Genomic DNA, 20,191 nt, shown 5'->3' on the forward strand with positions numbered 1-20,191 from the left:
TTAATTACGCAAATTTAGCCTTTAATTTTAAAAAATATTTTTCGAAATATTCGTAAGATAAGGCAGAAATAATGAATGTGCCACCAAGCGTAATGGTATAAATCACCAGATTGCTGTCAAAATATTTTCCTGCCAGAATGGCTAAGGGAACTATTGCCGGATGATACATGTAAATCCCATAAGAAATAGATCCTAAATAATTGAGCGGTCGACATTCAAGGATTTTTTCGTAGCTGGGATTACAGGCTAAATTAAGTATAATGATTCCAAATAAAACAGAATAAACTTCGAGATGAAAGAAACCGTACTTAATTCCGCAAGACAAACTGAGCAATAAAAAGCCGACGATGAATAATAAGAGTATCTTATTATATAGAATTTGTAATATTCTTTTGTATCTGTGAAAATGTATGGCTGCGAAAATACCGCCAATAGCCATACAGTTGATATTGAAAAGTGACCAGAAATTACTTATCCGCCAATCAACACCTGCAATATTACCTAATCCTAATTTGATCATCCAATACAGTATGAGGAGTAGTATCATTCCTTGAATTAATCTCCTTCTGAAAATGACAATAAACAGTGGCCAAAAAATATAAAATTGCTCTTCTGTCCCCAGTGACCAACTTTGCGACGCACCCGTAACTTCACCGTAATAAGCGACGGCCAAGTTCGGCAGGATAAAGATATACATCAGCAGCTTTTCCCAGAAATTTTATCCAATTGGCCTGAATGCAGGGCTGGGCACATTAGACCACATGGAAAAATACGGAATTATAAAAAATCCTAATACTAAAATAAGAAAGTACAGCGGCCATATCCTGAAGATCCTTCGGAGGTAAAAATTTCTGAAATTTATCTTCTGATGAATTTGCTGCTCTCTTAACAATAGTGTTGTAATTAAAAATCCACTTAAAACAAAAAAAAGCACAACCGCCAGTTTACCAATAATTTGAAAAAAAGCAAGTTGGTATAGATTCGGTAATCCATAAAATTTTTTTATATAACTCAACGTGAAAAATTACGACTGTCGTGGCAGCGATAAACCGTAGGGTATTTAGGTTCGGAAAATAGGTTTTCATTACACCATGTTTTTTTTTGAAGATGGTGCTTTAGATAACATATCCAGTTTTTCTTTAAATTTTTGAATATACAAGTACGAAATAAAATAAAATCTTTGATAAATCGACAAACAGTACGCAAATATCATCCGATTATTTTGCTCAGCTGTCTTCTTTAAATTGATCCAATTAAGTATAACATTTGCTACTGCTATCTTATCAATATTTTTAAGATGCTTCCAGGCAATAATCCGCACCTTCGTACTTCTTGTAAAATTTACAAGATCTGTACTCCCGCTCCATGCTCCACCGTCATGCACCCGATAGACCACCGGTGCATTGTCTGAATAGTAAAAGGATCCATATTGTGACAGAAAAAGCCAAAGTGAGGCGTCAATTAATGAACTGGCCAGTTGTGGAGGCAAATCTTTCATAAAATTTCTAAAAAGGGCCGTTGGAGTTGGGATATGTATGAAAGGCGTTTCAGATTTATTGAAAGAGGTCTTGCTTAGTAGATTTTTTCTCCGCTCTAAAACATTATTCCTAAGGACGTTCATATTGCTAAAGCACAGAGCATACTCCTTGTTTTCTTCTAAAAACTCGACCTGTGTCCGGAGTTTTAGCGGATCCGTCCAGTAATCATCACCTTCACAAATGGCAATATATTTCCCGGCAGCTCTTTGCAAAGCCCAGTTAATATTTCCGGACATACCTTTGTTCTCCTCGTGTCTCGTATAAAATATTTTAAAATTTGACGGAACTTGCCGGCTCGCTAAAAAAGCCTTCACAATCTCGTCTGTATTGTCCGGCGATCTATCGTTAGCAATAATATATTCGATCTCGCCGGGATATTCCTGCAGTAATACACTGGATAAAGTTTCCGTAATATATTCAGCATGACAATGGGTGATCGTTATTACAGTGATTTTGGGATATAAGCTCATATTATTAAAGAACTACTTAATTGGCGACAATCTCCCATTCAAATTTTGGCTTAATATATCCCGGCTCTCGCCCCATATAGACGCCGAGGTCGCGCTCTCCATCCTGAACCGTAAAGGTGAATGCATTTGCAATCGAAAATTCTGCCCGGCTTCGGTCAACCACACACATAAATTTTAAACTGTATGAGCCACTTTGAAAGAAATTAGGAGGAAATAGGCAAACAACGGTGTTTTTTCCTTGCCGGAGTTTGAGACTTTCCGAGGTGTTAAAACTGAACAAAGCTTCCCCCAATTCGCTTATTAAATGATAAGTAATGTGATATCGTTCAGGTTCGCTACATTTAATTTCAATTTCAGTAACCAATTCAATGAGACCATTTTCATCCAGGGGCTCAGAGGAAGTACGATTGCGATTTTTGATCTCAATTGATTTTAATTCAACATTTGCAGTTCCTCTTTCATAAGATTGAAAGTGAATATTGTGCCCGCCATTTGTCAGATAGGCATTTACACACTGATGGATATCCCCCGAAAAATCAATTCTACCATTTTTAAGCAAAATCCCCTTATCACATAGTGTTTTCACACTCGCCATATTATGACTCACAAACAGCACCGTCCTTCCCTCACCCTTACTCACATCGCCCATCTTCCCCAGGCATTTTTTCTGAAACTCCGCGTCGCCCACGGCTAATACTTCATCCACAATTAAAATCTCAGATTCCAGATGCGCGGCCACCGCAAAGGCCAGCCTCACATACATCCCCGAAGAGTAGCGTTTCACCGGCGTGTCGATATACCGCTCCACGCCCGCAAAATCCACGATCTCATCAAACTTTCTTTTGATCTCGTTACGCCTCATACCTAAAATAGCGCCGTTTAGAAAGATATTCTCGCGGCCTGTCATCTCGGGGTTAAAGCCGGTTCCCACTTCGAGCAAAGAAGCAATCCTGCCCTGCACTTCGAAATGTCCGGTCGTAGGTTTGGTTACCCGGCTCAGCAGTTTAAGCAGCGTAGATTTGCCCGCACCGTTGCGCCCAATGATGCCTACGGCATCGCCTTTTTCAATTTCGAAGTTGATGTCTTTTAAGGACCATACATAGTCGCTTTCGCCTTTGGTAGCGCGGTCGTTGCTTTCGCCGATCTTAAGGAAGGGGTCTTCTTTGCCGCGGAGGCGCGCCCAGGCCCGGTTCAGGTCATGGCTCAGGGTGCCGGTACCGACTTCACCGAGGCGGTATTGTTTGGAGATGTTGACGGCGCGGATGGCGGTGTTTGGATTCAAAATTTTTTAGTTTATTTACTTTTGACTTCGTCGAACCACTACGTTGGGTTTGCCTTGATGCAAAAGTAACAAAAAATCAAGACTGGATCTTTGCCGCCTAACTTTTAGATTTTTAATGGAGTTAGCGAAGCTCCTGCGTCGCTTTTTGCTAAAAAATTAAAATTTCTTTAAGAAAATTTTGACTCCTTACAGTCGTAGAACCACTTCGTTAGGTTTCAAACTTGCGCGGACAGGAGATTTTTTCTTCGATCCTTCTTTATTGTCGCGCTTCGGACAAAGGGAATTTTTAAGTGGTTCAAATTTAGACATTTTGAGATAAAGAAATTTAAATTTTTCTTAACGCAAAAATCTCCTAAGTCATTTTTAAATACCGCAGTATGCGTTTGTCATTGGCTGCGCCGAACCTACGGTTTCAGAACACAGACTGAAGGTCTGCGAATGTAGTTCAGAAGAGGAGTGAAGAAATCAGCGAAGCGGTTCGGCGAAGTCAATCTAATAAAGCCTGCAGATCGGTCAGTAAGAGATCCCTCCTTCGTCGGGATGACAACCAGTACAGTCGGCATGACAACCAAACTTTGTTAAACTTTAGATCATTCCTGGTGGAACGGACTTTTGTCATTCAGAACGCAGCGAAGCGGAGTGAAGAATCTCTCATTTTGATCGCAAACCAATCAGTAGAGATCCCTCCTTTGTCGGAATGACAACCGCGCTATGTCATTGGCTCACCGAATCTACGGTTCAGAACACAGACAGAAGGTCTGCGAACGAAGTTCAGAAGCGAGGTGAAGAATCTCAACGTTCGACTAGGTTAAACTTTACAACCCTATATTACTCTCAGAAAGAGATCCCTCCTTCGTCGGAATGACAACTGTTGTCAGATGAACGCGCTTTGTCATTAGCTGCGCCGAACCTTCGGTTTTAGAACACAGACTGAAGGTCTGCGAACGAAGTTCAGAAGCATAATCGAATTGAACCTCTTACTTTGAGCACCAGTCAGTGGAGATTCCTCCTTCGTCGGAATAACAACCGCGCTATGTCATTCAGAACGGAGCGCAGCGTAGTGAAGAATCTCTTTGTCAGAGGTCCCTCCTTCGTCGGGATGACAACTGTTGTCAGATCAACGCGGTTTGTCATTGGCTACGCCGAACCTACGGTTTCAGAACGGAGCGAAGCGCAGTGCAAATGTGCACCATATCACGAATTCCAGAAAATACAATTAATAAATAATGAGTAAAGGAACTATCCCCGCAAAGACACTCTTCAATGCGACCGTTTTACATCATTAAAATCTCAATGACTCCGACATTACCGCTCTGTCATCAGCAATCTACTTTACGAACTTTCTCAGTAACATCCTCTTACACTTTGAATTTTGTAATCAGGTCTTGTAAAAACCGGTATTACCGCCATTACTTCACAGGAAATTCCGGTCGGCGCATTTTGAATTTGGTTCCTGTAAGCGATTCTAAAAATAGAACGAGCGCCGTTTTTTCATCTTTTGTCAGCTTTAAAGGCTGCATCAGCGAATCTGTCACCGGATAATTGGGATCTTTCAGTTTTTGATCGGGTTTCGGATCGATCATGTGCATTCCGCTATTGTACATGTTGACAATACCTTCCAGATCATCAAATAAACCATTGTGCATCCATGGTCTTGTCAACAGGAGATCGCGGAGTTGCGGGGTTTTAAATTTGCCCACATCTTCCGGTTTTCCGGTTACACTGTAGAGTCCCAAATCCTCGTATTCTCTTTTATAATACGTCAAACCGATATTATGAAAAGATTCATCGGTAAGGTTTTTACCGTTATGGCAGTTCATGCATCTTGCTTTGGTGCGGAAGATGTGCATGCCGTAAATTTCCCGGTCGGAAAGCGCATCGTAATTCCCGTCAATGAACTGATCGAAACGGCTGGGCTGACTTTTAATTGTTTTCTGGAATTCGGCGATGGCTTTCACAATTTTCGGATAGGTGATTTTGTCATCTCCAAAAGCGTCTTTAAATAAAGGCTGATAACCTTTGATTTTCTTAATTTTTTCGGGCAGCGATTTCACGTCCATATCCATCTCATGATGCGCACCCAAAGGTCCGGCGACCTGCTCTTCAAGTGTTTTTGCCCGTCCGTCCCAAAAAAATGTGGTCCGGTCCGCTATGTTGAAAAGGGAAATGGTATTGCGGTTCCCTGAAAGATGGTTGTTCCCGATGGAAACGCGTCTTCTGTCTGTCCAACCCATTTCGGGGTCATGGCAGGTACTGCACGAAATCTGATTCGATTTTGAAAGCTTAGGGTCAAAAAACAGCATTTTTCCCAAAATAACCTCGGGTCTGTCCTGTGCCTCAAAATACAGAGAATCTCTTTTAACAGAAGAAAATTCAGACCATTTCACACCCTTGTCAATAGTTGGTTTGGGCCACTCTGCAATTGCCTTTTTGTAGCTTTTAACGATATCATCAATGGTTGGATCCTGTATGTTGGATAGCGTATTGCTCACTTTCGGCGTAAAACTCCACAGGAAAAAAACGGATAATACGGTAAATGCGGTGATGTATCTCTTCATTTTTGAATGTAATGATTATTGATAAAAAAGCGGTTTAAAAGGTGATGCCAAAACTTGCGCCTGCAAAATTATTGTTCTTTTGCTGAATGTTTTGCGCAAACCATTCTCCGCTTACAAAAAATGCAGGTAGTTTTTCTGATTTAATGTCATACCGCACACTGGCGCCATAAGTTGATGTATTGCTTGTGAGAAAGCGGTAATCGTGCAGCACCCAATCTGCAATGGACGGCCGGAGACTGAGGTCCAAAGCATTGACGGCATTATTCACTTTCCGGAAAGAAAACCGGGGTTTAAAAGAAAGCACCTGATTATCTGAAAGTTCCAGTTGAAAGGCAGTATGCATGCCCAAAGTGAAAGCATCATATTTTTGTCCCGAAAACGGATAGATCCTGCGGTCGGTTATTTCGCTGTAATTAAAGAACGGAACTAAAGTCATTACAAAATCCTCATTCGTGAACTGATAAAACAGTTTCGCTGTGGAATTGTAATTTTCGCGTTTGTACGCAGCCCTTTTGTAGATCTGCTGAATCATTTCGGTATTGTGGGTATACCCGAACTCATATCCTGTGTGAATATCGGATGTATACGAAACCACAAGACCGGTTCTGTGCTTACCGAAGCTGAAGAACTTCGCCGCTTCGATAGCATACAGATCATTTTCAAGATCACTTGCATCCAGAAAATTATTGGCATTTTTAGGTTTAATTCCCTTTACATTATTCGACCTTTTTAAACTTCCCCTGATATAAAAATCTTTTCCTTTGCTGCCTGAAATATGACCGCCAACCTGGTATCCTGTTTCTTCAAACAGTACGGAAGCATATTCGCTGCTAAAAAAATTATTGCTGAATCCGAAACCTACCATTTGGTAAATTATGGGTTTATTGACGGTACTTACAAAATTTACAGAACCGGTTTGGGTATATAAATTCAGTTCTCCGAATGCACCTACCTGCAATTTTTTGTAAATATCGTAGTTCGCACCCGCTCTTAAAATAAGGTCCGATGTCGTGTTTTTACTGCGTGGATCTCTGTTCCTGAAAGCCATCTGTGCTGTATAATGGGCTTCGATTCCATAACTGAATCTGCTGAACTGCCTGCCGTATCCCCCGCCAAACTGATAGACTTCCAGCTTTTTGTTTCCCCCTACCGAATCGGATAAAATGTATGGAGCCACCCGTTCATAGTCTAAATCTTCATTCCATTTGATGTTTTTCAGATTGATGTTGGTGTAACCGGCATTTCCCCAGAGGAAATTATTCTTTTTAGTCTTTTTATAAGATGCGGCGCTGACGGAAAAACCCTCTGATCCGGAACCTGACTGCTGACGGTAAATGTTCTTATTTTCGTTCTGATAGGAAATGCTGAGCTCTGAAAATGACACAGAACTATAATCCGACCTGTTGGCCGGATTATAGAAATACTGTTGGGTAAGAAACCGTTCCTCACTGTACTGCTGTACATTTTTTTTAAAAATAAGGCTGCTGTCAACCGATTGAGAATGAAGTATTGAACCGAGTGCAACCAGACAGGGAGATAAAAATTTCTTAATACTGAACATGGTGATAGCCTGGTTTATCTTATAATTCCGTTGATAAAACTGGATTGTGAATCTCTGGTGAAATCGGAAGCAGAATTATTGGTGTCTTTGTAGATATTTTTACCGTTTGCAGTTTGGCCCAAAACTTTTCTTCTCACAGTTTTCCCGCTGTAGCCTGGCGATGCACTGGTATAGCCTGCATCCAATGAAGCACCGGTAATTATATGCAGGAAATCTGCATCTCTGCTGGTATTTACCGCATCTACAATCCAGGAATTTGGAATTTTGTAAGAATTTACGGTAGTTGTGTTCCCTGCCGCGTTGGTGTAAGAATAGGTGTATTTGTAATTCTGTATGAAGGTAGCGGGATTTTCACCGGCCGGAAAACGGGCAATCACGTAAGCTTCCTGGCTTGTAGTGTAGAGGAATATCATGTTGAAGGACATTTTGGTATACACCACTGCCGCATTGGGAACAGCAGGATTATCCACGTGACCCAAAGATGGATTGTTACTTGGAAATTCAAAATCGGCGTTACGGAGATCGAAACCGTTTGATGCTGTGTGATCAATAGCATTATCTGCAACCACAATAAAATCTCCGGGCTGCACCGGATATTGTGTTCCTGAACCTGTAAGAACCATCATATTGGAAATTGGGAAATATTCTTCCACATTATATGGCGTAATAACTCTTTTTACCGTGGTGAAAAATTCCGATCCCGAAATAATTAAATTATCCGCATATAATACCTTGTCGGTATTGTTGACCAGCTTGAAATAACGCGAATTATTGTAGTTCTTGTTATCCGGAGTTTTTACCCCGGTAAAGAAAACCTCTTCAATAAGGAAATCCTGGCTGAACTGTTTGATCTGAAGGTTGACCAAAACATTTGATGTGGCCGTATTGATATCAATATTTGCGGTTCCGCCAACCTGCACCTCATCTAAACTGACCATAATGGCCTCTCCGTTTGCAACTACCTTGTAGGAGCCGTAAGGAAGGTCAAAAGTATGTGCACTTTGGTTGACGAAATTATATTTGGTGATGGCTCCTGTATTCACCTCCTGGATCTCGACTGCCACATTTTTGTAAGAAGAGATATCTTTTCCGGAAAGGGTCACTGTTAAGTTGCTTTTCTGCGCCACTACCGCGCCGCTTCCGAACCCGTCATCATCTCTTGAACACGAAACCGTTACTGTAGTTGCCATTGCTGCGAGCAATCCGAAGATTAATAATCTTTTTTTCATAGTATTATATTTTTAAATAATTAGTTAAAAATTGTAGGTTAACTCCATTCCGAAATAAGGAGTATTGCCCACCTTTCGGTAGATTCTGTTGCCTAGGAAAGTATAGGGATGCTGGTAATTGAAGATTCTGTTGACGAACATGGAAGAGCGTATCCCACGGTAAATTACTTTGGTCACCTTTAAATTGGCCTGAACGGTATGCGTTAACCTTCTGGAAATATGATCTGAACTGACACCCCGTACCAGCCACTGCAGGTAAGCGTCCTGCGCGTCTGAGGGTTGAAAATCATGGATCACGTTATCCAGACCGTAGTACTGCTCAGGTTCGGGTACCCGCTGGTCACTTTTTTTATAATCATAAAGATTTCCCTGCACAGAAGCAGAGACCGTTAAACCCAATTGTGGAAGATAAGTATCAATCATTAGATTGTAATTCATACTTTCATTGATATAGCCCTGATCATTCTTATAAATCCCGTAGTAGGGAAAATTTTGGCCCCCCAAGGAGATGGCCGGGCTTTCAATGACCGGAACCGTATTTCTGTATTCTGTTCTGAACCACGCGCCGGTAAGTGTAAATCTTGTATTGATGACTTTTAATCTTGGTGAAGAATACCCAAATTCTACACCGTTCTTCAAAGTTGCACTTCCGTTTTCTGTGGTAGAATACGTTCCGAATTCTTTTTTTAAGGTGTAAGGAATGTTCGCCAGATTGGGCCCGTTATTCCAGTCATCGTGGTTTACATAAGCCGCGTCATATTGCTTGAACTCGTGAACCCTGGTCTGTAAAGTGGATCTGAAACCATTGTTCAGGATTTCATTAAAGTAGGTGACGAACAGATTATGCCTTCTGTACGATAAATTAAGCCTGATTTCTTTCTTGCTGTTTTTTGCTGCGGTAAGATCTTTATTCTCCGTATTTTCAATATAAGTCATGAAGTTTACATAGCGGTAGTTTTCATCATTGTGGAAATAGTTGAGCTGCGCATAATCCCAGTATTTTTGATTGGGAAAAAGCATTCCCATGGTGGGGGTTTTGTAAAATTCTCCGTATCCAACTGTAAGATCAATAGCCAGAGGCTTCTCCTTAAGCATAATATCAGGAAGTTGATACTGGAAATTCACCCTGGGCTCCAGGTAAGATTCACCGCTGATTTTGTAGGAGGGATCAAGACCCAGCAGTTTCGAAAGCCGCAAACCCGTGTATAAATTGAACCGGTGTTGACCCAATTGGTAATTAAGTTCATTTCCCACAAAAGCAGCTGCATTTTGCCAGGCGGGTATATCATCAAAAGTCCGCGGGCGGGAACCCATCACTGAGTTGGGTGGTGTGGCCAAATCCCACTGCATACCGTTTCCTCTGTTTTTAGAATATCTGAAGTCTAAACCGGCTTCGTACTGAAACTGAAAACCGCCTGATTTCTTCTTTCCGGTCGCCTGCAAAGCCGCCGACAGATCGATGGGGTTGCTGTCTGTACTGAAATCCGAGATGTAACGCAAAGTAGGGTAAAATCCTGTGTTTTCACCCGCCTCAAATGATAACGGAAGTGAACGGGGTCCGCTTAAATTAATGAGTTTTGACTGCTTCAGTTGGTCAAAGCCCTGGCGGATGGCCGTATTGAGCACAATTCGGTTGAAAAAATTATTCTGATTTAAAGTATAGGCAAAATTATTGGTAAAACTTATTCTGAGGCTGGTATTTTTATATTGATCAATCGCGGTAACGCCCGTATCGGGATCAATTTCTTTTGTATCAATATTGGATGCAAGGTCGATTGTACTCCGCCATTCCAATGGGCTGTTCCAGAGGCTGGTCAGTAACCTGGAACGGACAGAACCTGTCATACGCCGGTAATTATCGTACGAATCCGTAGGATCATTTTTGGAGTCGAGCAAATCGAGATTCGCATTCAGCTGCCAGTTTTCAGTCATCGAAAATCCCTTTCCAACATAATATTGCTTGCTGAAACCATCGGTTTTAAAACGGGCCTGAAACGGAGTTAAGCCCACCTTTCTTTCAATCTTGATTAACCCGGACGTTAAATCTCCGTAAGCTGCCGTCGGGATTCCCCTTATTATCTCTACTCTTTCAATATCATTGGTTGAAATCGTGCGCATATCTACGCCCGTTCGTGTAGAATTTAAGTTAAGAGGCCTTTCTGACAAATGTCTTGGATCAGAGGAGGTTAACAGATTTGCATTCGAATTAAGAATATGGTCATCCATCATAAACTGTGTGCCCAGTGCAGAAGTAATATAGTCACTCGGGGCACCTGCACTTTCGCGCAAAGCAATCCTGTTCACCGAGGTGAAATCGGGATCCCGTGATAAACCACCGGGCAGCAGCTCCAGTAAATCCGTAAAACTCGATGGCTGCAAATGTTCCATCGCTTTTCGGTCAATTACGGACGTACTCGTTAATCCTTTTTTTTCCTTTGCGGTGATAAACACTTCTTCCAATTTTGTTTCGGACTGAAGCTGTATGTCTAATTGGGTATTTTTAGTAAGATGTACACTGATTTGCTTTTCCTGATAATTGGGATGCGTTATCTGCAGGGTGTAAGTTCCCGGAGCTAAATTGAAAATACTGAGTCCGGAAGAATTGGTTACAAAAGTTTTTTGATGGATAGAAACCGTGGCATCCTCCACTGCTGATTTTTTCCCGTCAAGAACATTTACTTCCAGACGGAGGGTATTTTGCCCAAAGACAGACAAAGAAAAAAAAGAAAATAACAGATGAAGAATATACTTTTTCACAACGCGACTGATATCCGGTTAAAACATTTGTCAGGATATTGAGTTTGCGAAAGTATTAAATTTTATTTAGAACTAATAAAAATAACGAACATTTGTGCATAAATACATTGTACAGCAGTTGCCTGCAAAACACAAAAAAACCGCCCGTAAACGGAGCGGTTTTTACTTAAATTATTAAATGATTATTGCTTGATAAGCTTTTTTGTAATGGCCGTGCCGTCTTTGAGGCGGACCGTCATCAGATACATGCCGGCTTTCAGATGACGCACATCGATTTTCTCTGTACCGCCAAAACTCGCGATCGGACGGCCCATACTGTCCGCCAGCAAAATTTCGCTGACAGCACTTTGTGCATTGATATTGACCAGGTCTTTAGCCGGATTTGGGTAGATCTGAACTGCCTGGACAGAACTGTGGCCTACACCCATGGTTCCCTGAACTTTGATCGTATAGTCTTCGGTTTCGCCATACGTATCGGACACATCACAGGCCTTACCGGCTGTCGCTCCTGCTGGACCAACTGTTGAAAGCCTTACCCGCATACGGTAGTCACCGTCTGCGACATTCGCAGGGATGGTGATGGTTTTAGTCAGCGTTCCCTGGTCTGTAGAACCGACATAAATGAATTCGTTCGCATCGAACAGGAAGTTTTTGTTATAATCAATCCAAACGGAAACCGACTGTTCAAACCAACCGTAACCGATGATGACCTCGAGGGTGTAAGTTCCTCCGCGGGAAACCGTGGCTGTTTTCGCACTGAAATCCGAAAAACCGCTGCTGCTGCAACCGGACAGACTTTCAAGGTCTGCGAGTTTCACGCTTTGGATGACGGCGCCGTCACTGCAGTTGAGTGAAGGCTCACAATAGGAGTCGCGGATAATTTGGGTACACTTGATACGTCTGGCCGTAAATTCCCAGTCGCTGCTGAGGCAGCTGGCATTGCGGTGGGTGTAGAAGCGCACATTGCCGTCAGCTGCTGCGGTCCACGTGGCTTTACCCGCACCTGAACTAAGCACGGTAGTACCGTCTGCCGTAGCTACCGTCACGAAAACAACATCACCTTCAATGGGATCGGCAATGAACTCATAAGTGACGCCGGCGGTAAGTTTCACCACCGAATATTCACCTGTAAAGGCATAATCGACGATAAGTTCGGTAGTACCGGTACAGTTGGGCGTAAAGACACCTGAAGGATACTGTCCGTTCGGTGCCGTAAGGCAGCCTGCAGTCTGAGCATTGGAAAATGACGAAAAAGTAAGAAACGAAAGAAATAGTAAAAGTATTCTCATAAATAAAATGTTTATGAGTGTAAGATAGCGATAATTTTTGCGTTGACCCAAGAACAAGGCGCTTACTAAGGCCATGAGGATGCCTTTTGGAACTGTATTTTAATAATTTTACTTGTCCGGAATGATGTCGAAAGGTCGGGGTAAGACCTTAATGGGTCCATCCCGATCCGCCGCGGCGGAGACGGGATCTCTGCTGCTAATTCTCAAATTGTCCTTGTCATCCCGACGAAGGAGGGATCTCTTTTGCACATTCTCAAATTCTCAAATTACCACATTTTCAAATCCCTTGTCATCCCGATCCGCCGCGGCGGAGACGGGATCTCTTTTGCGCAGCAAAAGCAAATTCTCAAACCCTCAAACCCTCAAACTCAAACTCTTCCCCTAAAATCCCACCACTTCCGCTTCACGTCGCTGGTATACGAGTAGTATCCGTAACCGTACCGGTTGCCGTAACGCGTGTCTTCGGGTTTTACACTGTTGAGGACAAATGCCATGTTGCCGATCAGGTTCTCGCGGCGGAAACCGCCGGCGAAGTCGATCATCTCTTTCTCGGTAAAATCAGATTTTACCACGTACAACACCACATCGGCATTTTCCACGAGGTGCAGCGTGTCGCTTACGAGCATTACTGGCGCGGAATCGAGCACTACATAGTCGTAAGTCGTTTTAAGGTGGGTGATGAGGTCGTTGAACTTCTTCATGTCGAGCAGGTCATTCGGGTTGGGCGCGATCTGACCGCTGAAGAGCACGTCGAGATTGTCATTGATGCCCGAAGGGATGATGTAGCTTTCAGCGCTTTCCTCATCGGATACGAGGTAATCGGTCAAACCCACATTCTTACCGTTCACGAAGCGGTGCAGCTGTGGGTTGCGGATATCCGCGCCCACAATGATGACACGGCTTTTGCCGGCCAGCGTAAGGGCTACATTCATTGAAATGGTAGTCTTGCCCTCCCCTTTCACCGAGGAAGTCACCAGTATGACGCCACCGCTACCTTTTTCTTTGGCTTTCAGCATGAATTTAAGGTTGGACCCCAGGATACGGAAGGATTCGGCGAATACCGAGAAATCGTTCGGATGCACGATGGCGTTTTCCTCCGCATTGACGGGAATCTCAGCGATCACGGAGGCATCGGGCAGGTGGGAAAGGATGTGCTGCTTCGTATGCACTTTGGTATCGAGCAGATTTAAACCCACAAACAGCAGCAATGGCAGCAGAAAACCTGCTGCCACCGACCCGTACAGGATCTGTGAGTATTTGGGTTCTACAATGCCGGTAGTAAATGCCGGATTCACGATCTTGGCTTTCGGAGCCGTGACAGCCAGGGTGATGGCGTTTTCTTCGCGTTTCTGTAACAGATAAAGGTAAAGCTGCTCCTTGAGTGTCTGCTGACGGTCAATACTTCGGAACATCTTTTCCTGCGTCGGATAGCGGCTGATATTCCCTTTCGCCACATTCAGCTGGGCGTTCGCCTGACCGATCTGAAGCTGCAGGGTTTCGCGGGTTTCAACCAGGTTTTTACGGATCAGATTCTTTAAGGCCGCCAACTGTTTGTTCATTTCCACAACCGACGGGTTTTCGGAGGTCGCCTGCTTGAGAAGCCGGTTCCGCGTAAGCAGCAGGCTGTTGTATTCGGTAATACCGGCCTCAGCCGCAGAATTCAGACCCAGACCTGAAGGCAGCAACTGGTCGCCGGACGTGGCTGAAAGTACAGAATTCACCAGGTCAAGCTGCATGGAGTTGGTCACGACAGATTTCGTATTCTCATCGGCTTTACTCAATGCCAGACTGGCCTGGGATTCAAGGTCCACGATTTGGTTGGATCTTTTGAAGTTTTCTTTCTGCCCTTCGATGCCCGAAAGGTCCTCGCTGATGATCGCCAAACGCTCATCGATGAAATCCTGACTGTTTTGCGCTTCCTTGTTTTTATCGTTGATCCCGTCGATGATATACTGTTTCGAAAGTTCGTTCAGGATGTCCTCAGATTTTTTCGGAACCGGACCCACCATGGAAAGTTCCATCAGGAGACCTTTGTTTTCGGGCAGAGAAACATTGATCTGGCTTTCGAGTGAACTGACGACGTTTTTTGGATTTTTAAATACCACCTTCACCGGTGTCCCCAGACGCGCACCCGGTTTTGCATCGATCTGTACCACACCAAAAGAAAGTTTGGCCGGCAACCCAAAGCGGAAGATGTCTTTCGAGCCGGAAAACCTGTATGAATTGTTGCCTACCGGCGACATCACCATTTCCTGACCCCAAAAAGCATCGGGTTGATTGATGCTGATGATCTTGCCGGTAACCGGCGAATCCCGGTAAAGCTCAACCTCCTTGATTGCGCCCATACTGTAGAAGGTGACCGCCAGATTAAGGTTTTCAGCCACAGCGCCCAAAATGGGTTTGGAAACGACGACGGTGGTTTCGCCCTGCAATTCGTTGTCACCGCTCACGCCCATACCCAGATTTTTCAGGTCACTGAGTGCGGTGCTTTTCCCTTTAGACTCCTGAAGTTTGAGTGAGGTCTTTGAGTAATACAGCGGTTCGGTATAACGGAGGTATAGCTTCGCCGCGGCGTAGAAGAGCACCATACTCAGCAGGAACCACGGCCACTTCCGCAGGTATTTCGCAATTTCTTTCTTGAGGTTGACCGGATTCGTGCGCGGTGCCGGCACCGGATTTTCTAATAGTTCCATGGCGGAGGGTTACCGGGTGAGTGTGATAATGAGGGTGATGAGACCGAGTGCCACGCCGCCGTAGCGGATCCACTTGTCGGTAGCTGAATCTGAATTGACCGCGATCTGTTTGTTGCGGTCGGGTTCTACATACAGAATATCGTTTTGCTGCAGATAATAGTACGGCGAATTCACGATGGACGCTTCAGACAGATCGAGCGATACCACTTCATCCTTACCCGAAGTTTCGGAAGGCCGGATGAGTTTCACATTGGTACGGTTGGCGTCATAAGACAGGTCACCCGCCAGTGCGATGGCCTGAAAAATATTGAGTTTTTCGGTCGGACTGGTCTTCAGACCGGGACCGTTCACCTCACCGAGTACAAATATATGGAAATTGGTCAGCGTAATGGTGACCATCGGGTCGGTAATGTACCGCTTAAGCCGGCTTTCAAGGTCATCCTCAAGCTGCTGCTTCGTCATTCCTTTACAGAAAACCGGTCCGAGCACTGGAAAAGCAATCGTTCCGTCGGACCCTACGATATATTCGCTGCCGGCTGCCGTACCCGCACCTGCAGAACCCTCTGCGGCATTACCGGTTCCCGCCATCGAACTTCGGTTGAACGGCCTCACCGCCAGTTCATCGAATGCCGATACCGTAATCTGAAGTTTGTCGCCCTCCTGGATATGAAGCCCGCTGAAACGCGCCTGCGAAACCTCCTGCTCGAAATTGTTGTTCGACATATAAACCACATTCTGTTTGGGTTTACATGAAGTGACCAGCAGTGCGAGGACGAAGAAAACCGGAAAATATATTTTCATTGATGTCATTGATAACTGCAAAGATAAATGTTTTTCACCGGCTCTAGGTTTGAGGTGATTAGCCCTTTTACCACCAGTTTTCGTCGATAAAATAGTTGAGACCTACCGCAAGCATGCGGTTATACGTGTTATTATATGTGTTTTTAGGATATACGGTGCTGAAACCGCGGTCAAACCGCAGGAAACTTTCAAGATGCTGGTTTATTTTAAGACCGACACCCATTGAAACACCATAACCGAATTTTTTCACCTCATCGTCGAGGTTGTACTGGTAATAGACCGCATTGTACGCCGGATCTACGTTAACGTCCTGCCTCACCATATACTCGATGCGCGGACCCGCAAAAAGAAAGACGTCGCGCTTCATGTTGCCCTGGTGAAAGAACCATTTGAGATAGACCTGCATGGCGATATAATCGTGGTGGTATTTCTGCAGACCGTAGATATCGCGGTCCGCTTTGGCGTTTTCACCCTGCATGTTGTACTCGATCTGCGGGGTGAGGTAGAGCCAGGCCGAATCGAAAACGTCGTTTTCCACGAGTGACCACTGCGCGAAAAATCCCAGTCCGCCGCCATATTTTCCGGTCGAATAATCGTGTACGCCGGCGATAGAGCCGCGGTGAAAGTTGCCGGTGACGCCGTATTTGAAGTTTTGCGCGTGCGCAAGAACAGAGAAAAGGAGAGCCAGCGCGGGGATAAGGTTCTTCATCAGATATTGTGATTGACTTTTAGTTCGCTTAAAATCTTTGCAAATTAATTAAAATTATTTCACATTCTGCTGATTTTCTGCGTAGAGTAGCGCCCCGGCGCAAAATTAAAACAGCCGGATTATCTTTTAGGTTGGGGTAAACGGACGTGCCCAGTGGAGATCCCTCCTCCGTCGACATGACAACAAGACTTTTGTTAAATGCTAGATAGTTCTTGGTGGAATAGCGTTTGTCATTGGCTACGCCGAACCTTCGGTTTCAGAATGGAGCGCAGCGGAATGAAGAAACCGGCGAAGCGGTTCGACGAAGTCAATCTCCAGAGATCCCTCCTCCGTCGGGAGGACAACTGATACAGTGGGGATGACAACCGCACTAAAGATCAGGCCCGGTTTTAAAAAAACTCTTTCACTTGGCTCCGCCCGCTTGTCACACGAATCCGCCACGGCTGAGAAGAGACTTCATTCGCAAAGCAAAAGTGCACCTGACCACTCATACACGCTTACACCCATTCTTAAATCCTCGAAGCCCTGAAACCCCCAAACTCTCAAACCTTAAACAAAAGTCCGATTAAACCAACACCTTGTTAAGAACCTCAGCGATCCGCGCCCTTTCTGCGTCGGTCAAGTTGGAGCCCGAAGGCAGGCACAGTCCGTTGTCAAATAATTTCTCTGCCACATGACCGCTCCCGAAATAGTGGGCTTCCTCAAAGACAGGCTGCATATGCATGGGTTTCCAGAGCGGGCGGCTTTCGATATTCTCACGCTCAAAACGCACGCGTAAATCTTCACGGGAGAAACCCGCCACCTCCGGATTAATGTTGATGGCCGTCAGCCAGTGGTTGGAGAAATAATCGCTGTTAGGCTCCGTCAGTACTTCTACCCCGTCGATTTCACTGAAAAGCTCCGAATAGAAGCGGTGGTTGGCACGGCGTGCTTCGATGCGTTCATCCAGAACTTCCATCTGGCCCCGGCCGATACCCGCCGACACATTACTCAGACGGTAGTTATATCCAATCTCTGCATGTTCGTAGTGGGGCGCATCCTCGCGCGCCTGTGTGGAAAGAAATATCGCGCGCTTCTTGCGGGCAAAGGATTTGGAAACCAGCGCACCGCCACCCGAAGTGGTAATGATCTTGTTGCCGTTGAAACTCAGGATTGCCATCTGTCCGAAAGTTCCGCATTTCTGCGACTTGTACGTGCTGCCTAAGGCTTCAGCGGCATCCTCCAGCAGGGTCACGCCGTATTCTTCGCAGACCTGCAGGATCTCATCCATCTTTGCCGGCATTCCGTAGAGATGCACTACGATCACAGCTTTGGGAAGCTTCCCCCGAACGGCCCGGTCTTCCAGCGCTTCGCGCAGCGCCTCCGGACACATGTTCCACGTATCAGGCTCACTGTCGATAAACACGGGGTGGGCACCCACGTAGGTGATAGGATTGGCCGACGCCGAAAACGTCATGCTCTGGCAGAAAACTTCTTCACCACGCTTCACGTTGCACATCATCAGCGCGAGATGCAGCGCGGAAGTACCTGAACTGAGTGCAGTTACCTTCGAATTGTGGTTGAGATAGTTTTCGAGGTCAAGCTCGAAATTATTAACATTCGGGCCCAGCGGCGCGATCCAGTTCTGGTCAAAAGCTTCCTGAATATATTTTATTTCAGCGCCACCCATGTGGGGCGAGGAGAGCCATATTTTTGGTTTCATGAAGTTTCGTTAGATAAGGGTGAAGGACAATTTTTATACACTTTTCAGCGCGGAATTATTATTCTAACATTGAACCACATCGTGAATTCCGGCTTTAAATACAGGCATATAAAAGCTACACTTGTACTAAAGAACTGCTATAATAATTACGGGTGCAAATTTACGCAAAAGTCTCGGATTATCAACAAGGTAGGAGTAGATAAATTTGAATTTACGATAGATAAAAACAAAGGTTAACATAGCAAAAAACCATTGGCACTGCTAATAGGTGTCTAATGGTTTTTAATAATGGTTTCCACTTATAAGAATTGTACGTATTTCGATATATTGTCAATGCTGAAAATGGTCAGGATCGTGAAATTTGATGGGCTTGGCGGGCAGCCCTACCGCTGTACAGTTCGCAGGCAATGATTTCGCAACCACTGCACCAGCACCTATGATGGTACTTTTTCCTACTTCCACCTGATTAATTATCTTAGCGCCGGTTCCCACGTATACCCTCTCCTGTATTACGACCTCACCTGAAATATTAACACCAGGCATAAATGATGAGAACCTGCTGACTTCGGTATCATGCCCAATTGTGCAGCATAAATTTACAGTGACAAATTCTGCAATGTGGATATTACAGGTCAAAATCGAATTCGCACAGATAATGGTACCCTTACCGATAGTGATATCATCCTGCCCCATAATTACTGAGGGATGTATCAGAACTGGAAAATAAAGATCCGGATTGGATATCTGGCTCAGGATTTTCGCCTTTGTATGAGGATCACCGACGCCGACCGCAACCGCCATAGATTCAGGAAGGCGGTTTAATTCCTCGATTTTGCCCATATACGGAATACCGTTGTACTCGCTGTTCAGACCATCGCCGTCATCATAAAAACCGACAATGTCATACTGTGGCTCCACCTCATTGATATGGTCAATTAGTATTTTCACTTCCCTGCCGAACCCGCCGACACCTATGATTGCTATCTTCTTCATAATATTTGATTTCCTTTAAAACGTTCTGTAGTAGCTTGACCTTCCGCGTTGATACCTTCTGACTTGAAAACTTTCTGAACGGTCAGCAGCAGGATTCTGAGGTCGAGGCTGAGGTTGAGGTGGTCCACATACCACACATCCATCTTGAATTTATCTTCCCAGCTCACCGCATTCCGACCGTTCACCTGCGCCCACCCGGTGATTCCGGGCCTTACCTCATGCCGTCTCGCCTGCTCCGGGCTGTACAGCGCCAGGTATTCCGGCAGCAAAGGCCTGGGACCGATCAGCGACATGTCGCCTTTCAGAACATTGATGAGCTGCGGGATCTCGTCAAGCGAGGTTTTCCTTACAAAACTGCCGATCGACGTCAGCCGCTCCGCATCCGGCAGCAGTTGACCTTCCGCATCCTTCGCATCCGTCATCGTTTTGAATTTTACGATACGGAAGATCTTTCCGTTCTTCCCGGGTCTGCGCTGGAAAAAGAAGGGTTTGCCGTTGTTCGCTACAGTCAGTGCAAGCGTTACCACGAACAGAACAAGACTCAGGACCAGGAGGCCAAAGCAGGCAGCTGTAATATCGATGAGGCGTTTAATGAAATTTCGATACATG

The 20,191-nt window shown here is 44.8% G+C and carries 14 protein-coding genes and 1 pseudogene; 1 reads left to right on the forward strand and 14 read right to left on the reverse strand.

What is annotated here, in order from left to right:
* Positions 1 to 4 precede the first annotated feature (4 nt).
* From H9628_RS00790 to H9628_RS00800, 3 genes and pseudogenes are all read right to left on the reverse strand, one after another.
* Positions 5 to 1,015, reverse strand: a pseudogene (locus tag H9628_RS00790) (acyltransferase family protein).
* 69 nt (positions 1,016 to 1,084) lie between these two features.
* Positions 1,085 to 2,008: a glycosyltransferase family 2 protein gene (locus H9628_RS00795; protein WP_251832215.1), complete on the reverse strand. Its 924-nt coding sequence runs from the start codon at positions 2,006 to 2,008 to the stop codon at positions 1,085 to 1,087.
* Positions 2,009 to 2,024: 16 nt separating this feature from the next.
* Positions 2,025 to 3,290, reverse strand: a complete 1,266-nt coding sequence (locus H9628_RS00800; RefSeq protein ID WP_251832216.1) for an ABC transporter ATP-binding protein — start codon at positions 3,288 to 3,290, stop codon at positions 2,025 to 2,027.
* A gap of 1,033 nt (positions 3,291 to 4,323) precedes the next feature.
* On the opposite strand from H9628_RS00800, the gene H9628_RS00805 reads away from it, so the two are divergent.
* Entirely contained in the window at positions 4,324 to 4,524 is a 201-nt protein-coding gene (locus H9628_RS00805) for a hypothetical protein (RefSeq protein ID WP_251832217.1), read from the forward strand.
* A gap of 175 nt (positions 4,525 to 4,699) precedes the next feature.
* Here the strand turns inward: H9628_RS00805 and H9628_RS00810 are convergent, their stop codons facing one another.
* From H9628_RS00810 to H9628_RS00860, 11 genes are all read right to left on the reverse strand, one after another.
* Positions 4,700 to 5,848, reverse strand: a complete 1,149-nt coding sequence (locus H9628_RS00810) for a cytochrome-c peroxidase (RefSeq protein WP_251832218.1) — start codon at positions 5,846 to 5,848, stop codon at positions 4,700 to 4,702.
* A 34-nt stretch (positions 5,849 to 5,882) separates the two neighbouring features.
* Positions 5,883 to 7,409, reverse strand: a complete 1,527-nt coding sequence (locus tag H9628_RS00815) for a DUF6850 family outer membrane beta-barrel protein (protein ID WP_251832219.1) — start codon at positions 7,407 to 7,409, stop codon at positions 5,883 to 5,885.
* A 14-nt stretch (positions 7,410 to 7,423) separates the two neighbouring features.
* The gene (locus H9628_RS00820) at positions 7,424 to 8,638 is read right to left on the reverse strand and encodes a DUF4876 domain-containing protein (protein WP_251832220.1); all 1,215 of its coding nucleotides are present in this window, start codon (positions 8,636 to 8,638) and stop codon (positions 7,424 to 7,426) included.
* A gap of 24 nt (positions 8,639 to 8,662) precedes the next feature.
* Complete coding sequence (locus H9628_RS00825; protein WP_251832221.1) at positions 8,663 to 11,395, reverse strand: TonB-dependent receptor; 2,733 nt, start codon at positions 11,393 to 11,395, stop codon at positions 8,663 to 8,665.
* Between the two features lie 182 nt (positions 11,396 to 11,577).
* A complete protein-coding gene (locus H9628_RS00830) occupies positions 11,578 to 12,684 on the reverse strand; it encodes a GEVED domain-containing protein (protein ID WP_251832222.1) in 1,107 nt (368 codons plus the stop codon).
* 368 nt (positions 12,685 to 13,052) lie between these two features.
* Positions 13,053 to 15,377 carry a GumC family protein gene (locus tag H9628_RS00835; RefSeq protein ID WP_251832223.1) on the reverse strand — a complete coding sequence of 775 codons (2,325 nt, stop codon included), beginning with the start codon at positions 15,375 to 15,377 and terminating at the stop codon, positions 13,053 to 13,055.
* Positions 15,378 to 15,386: 9 nt separating this feature from the next.
* Positions 15,387 to 16,178: a polysaccharide biosynthesis/export family protein gene (locus tag H9628_RS00840; RefSeq protein WP_251832224.1), complete on the reverse strand. Its 792-nt coding sequence runs from the start codon at positions 16,176 to 16,178 to the stop codon at positions 15,387 to 15,389.
* 67 nt (positions 16,179 to 16,245) lie between these two features.
* Positions 16,246 to 16,887, reverse strand: coding sequence for an outer membrane beta-barrel protein (locus H9628_RS00845; protein WP_251832225.1), 642 nt, complete (start codon positions 16,885 to 16,887; stop codon positions 16,246 to 16,248).
* Positions 16,888 to 17,452: 565 nt separating this feature from the next.
* The gene (locus tag H9628_RS00850) at positions 17,453 to 18,589 is read right to left on the reverse strand and encodes a DegT/DnrJ/EryC1/StrS family aminotransferase (RefSeq protein ID WP_251832226.1); all 1,137 of its coding nucleotides are present in this window, start codon (positions 18,587 to 18,589) and stop codon (positions 17,453 to 17,455) included.
* Between the two features lie 330 nt (positions 18,590 to 18,919).
* Positions 18,920 to 19,582 (reverse strand): acetyltransferase, encoded by a 663-nt coding sequence (locus H9628_RS00855; RefSeq protein ID WP_251832227.1) that lies wholly within the window; start codon positions 19,580 to 19,582, stop codon positions 18,920 to 18,922.
* Positions 19,579 to 20,190, reverse strand: coding sequence for a sugar transferase (locus H9628_RS00860; RefSeq protein WP_251832228.1), 612 nt, complete (start codon positions 20,188 to 20,190; stop codon positions 19,579 to 19,581). Before H9628_RS00860 ends, H9628_RS00855 begins: the two co-directional genes overlap by 4 nt.
* Between the last annotated feature and the right edge of the window lies 1 nt (position 20,191).

This window comes from Kaistella pullorum (assembly GCF_014837035.1).
GTDB classification, from domain to species: Bacteria; Bacteroidota; Bacteroidia; order Flavobacteriales; family Weeksellaceae; genus Kaistella; species Kaistella rhinocerotis.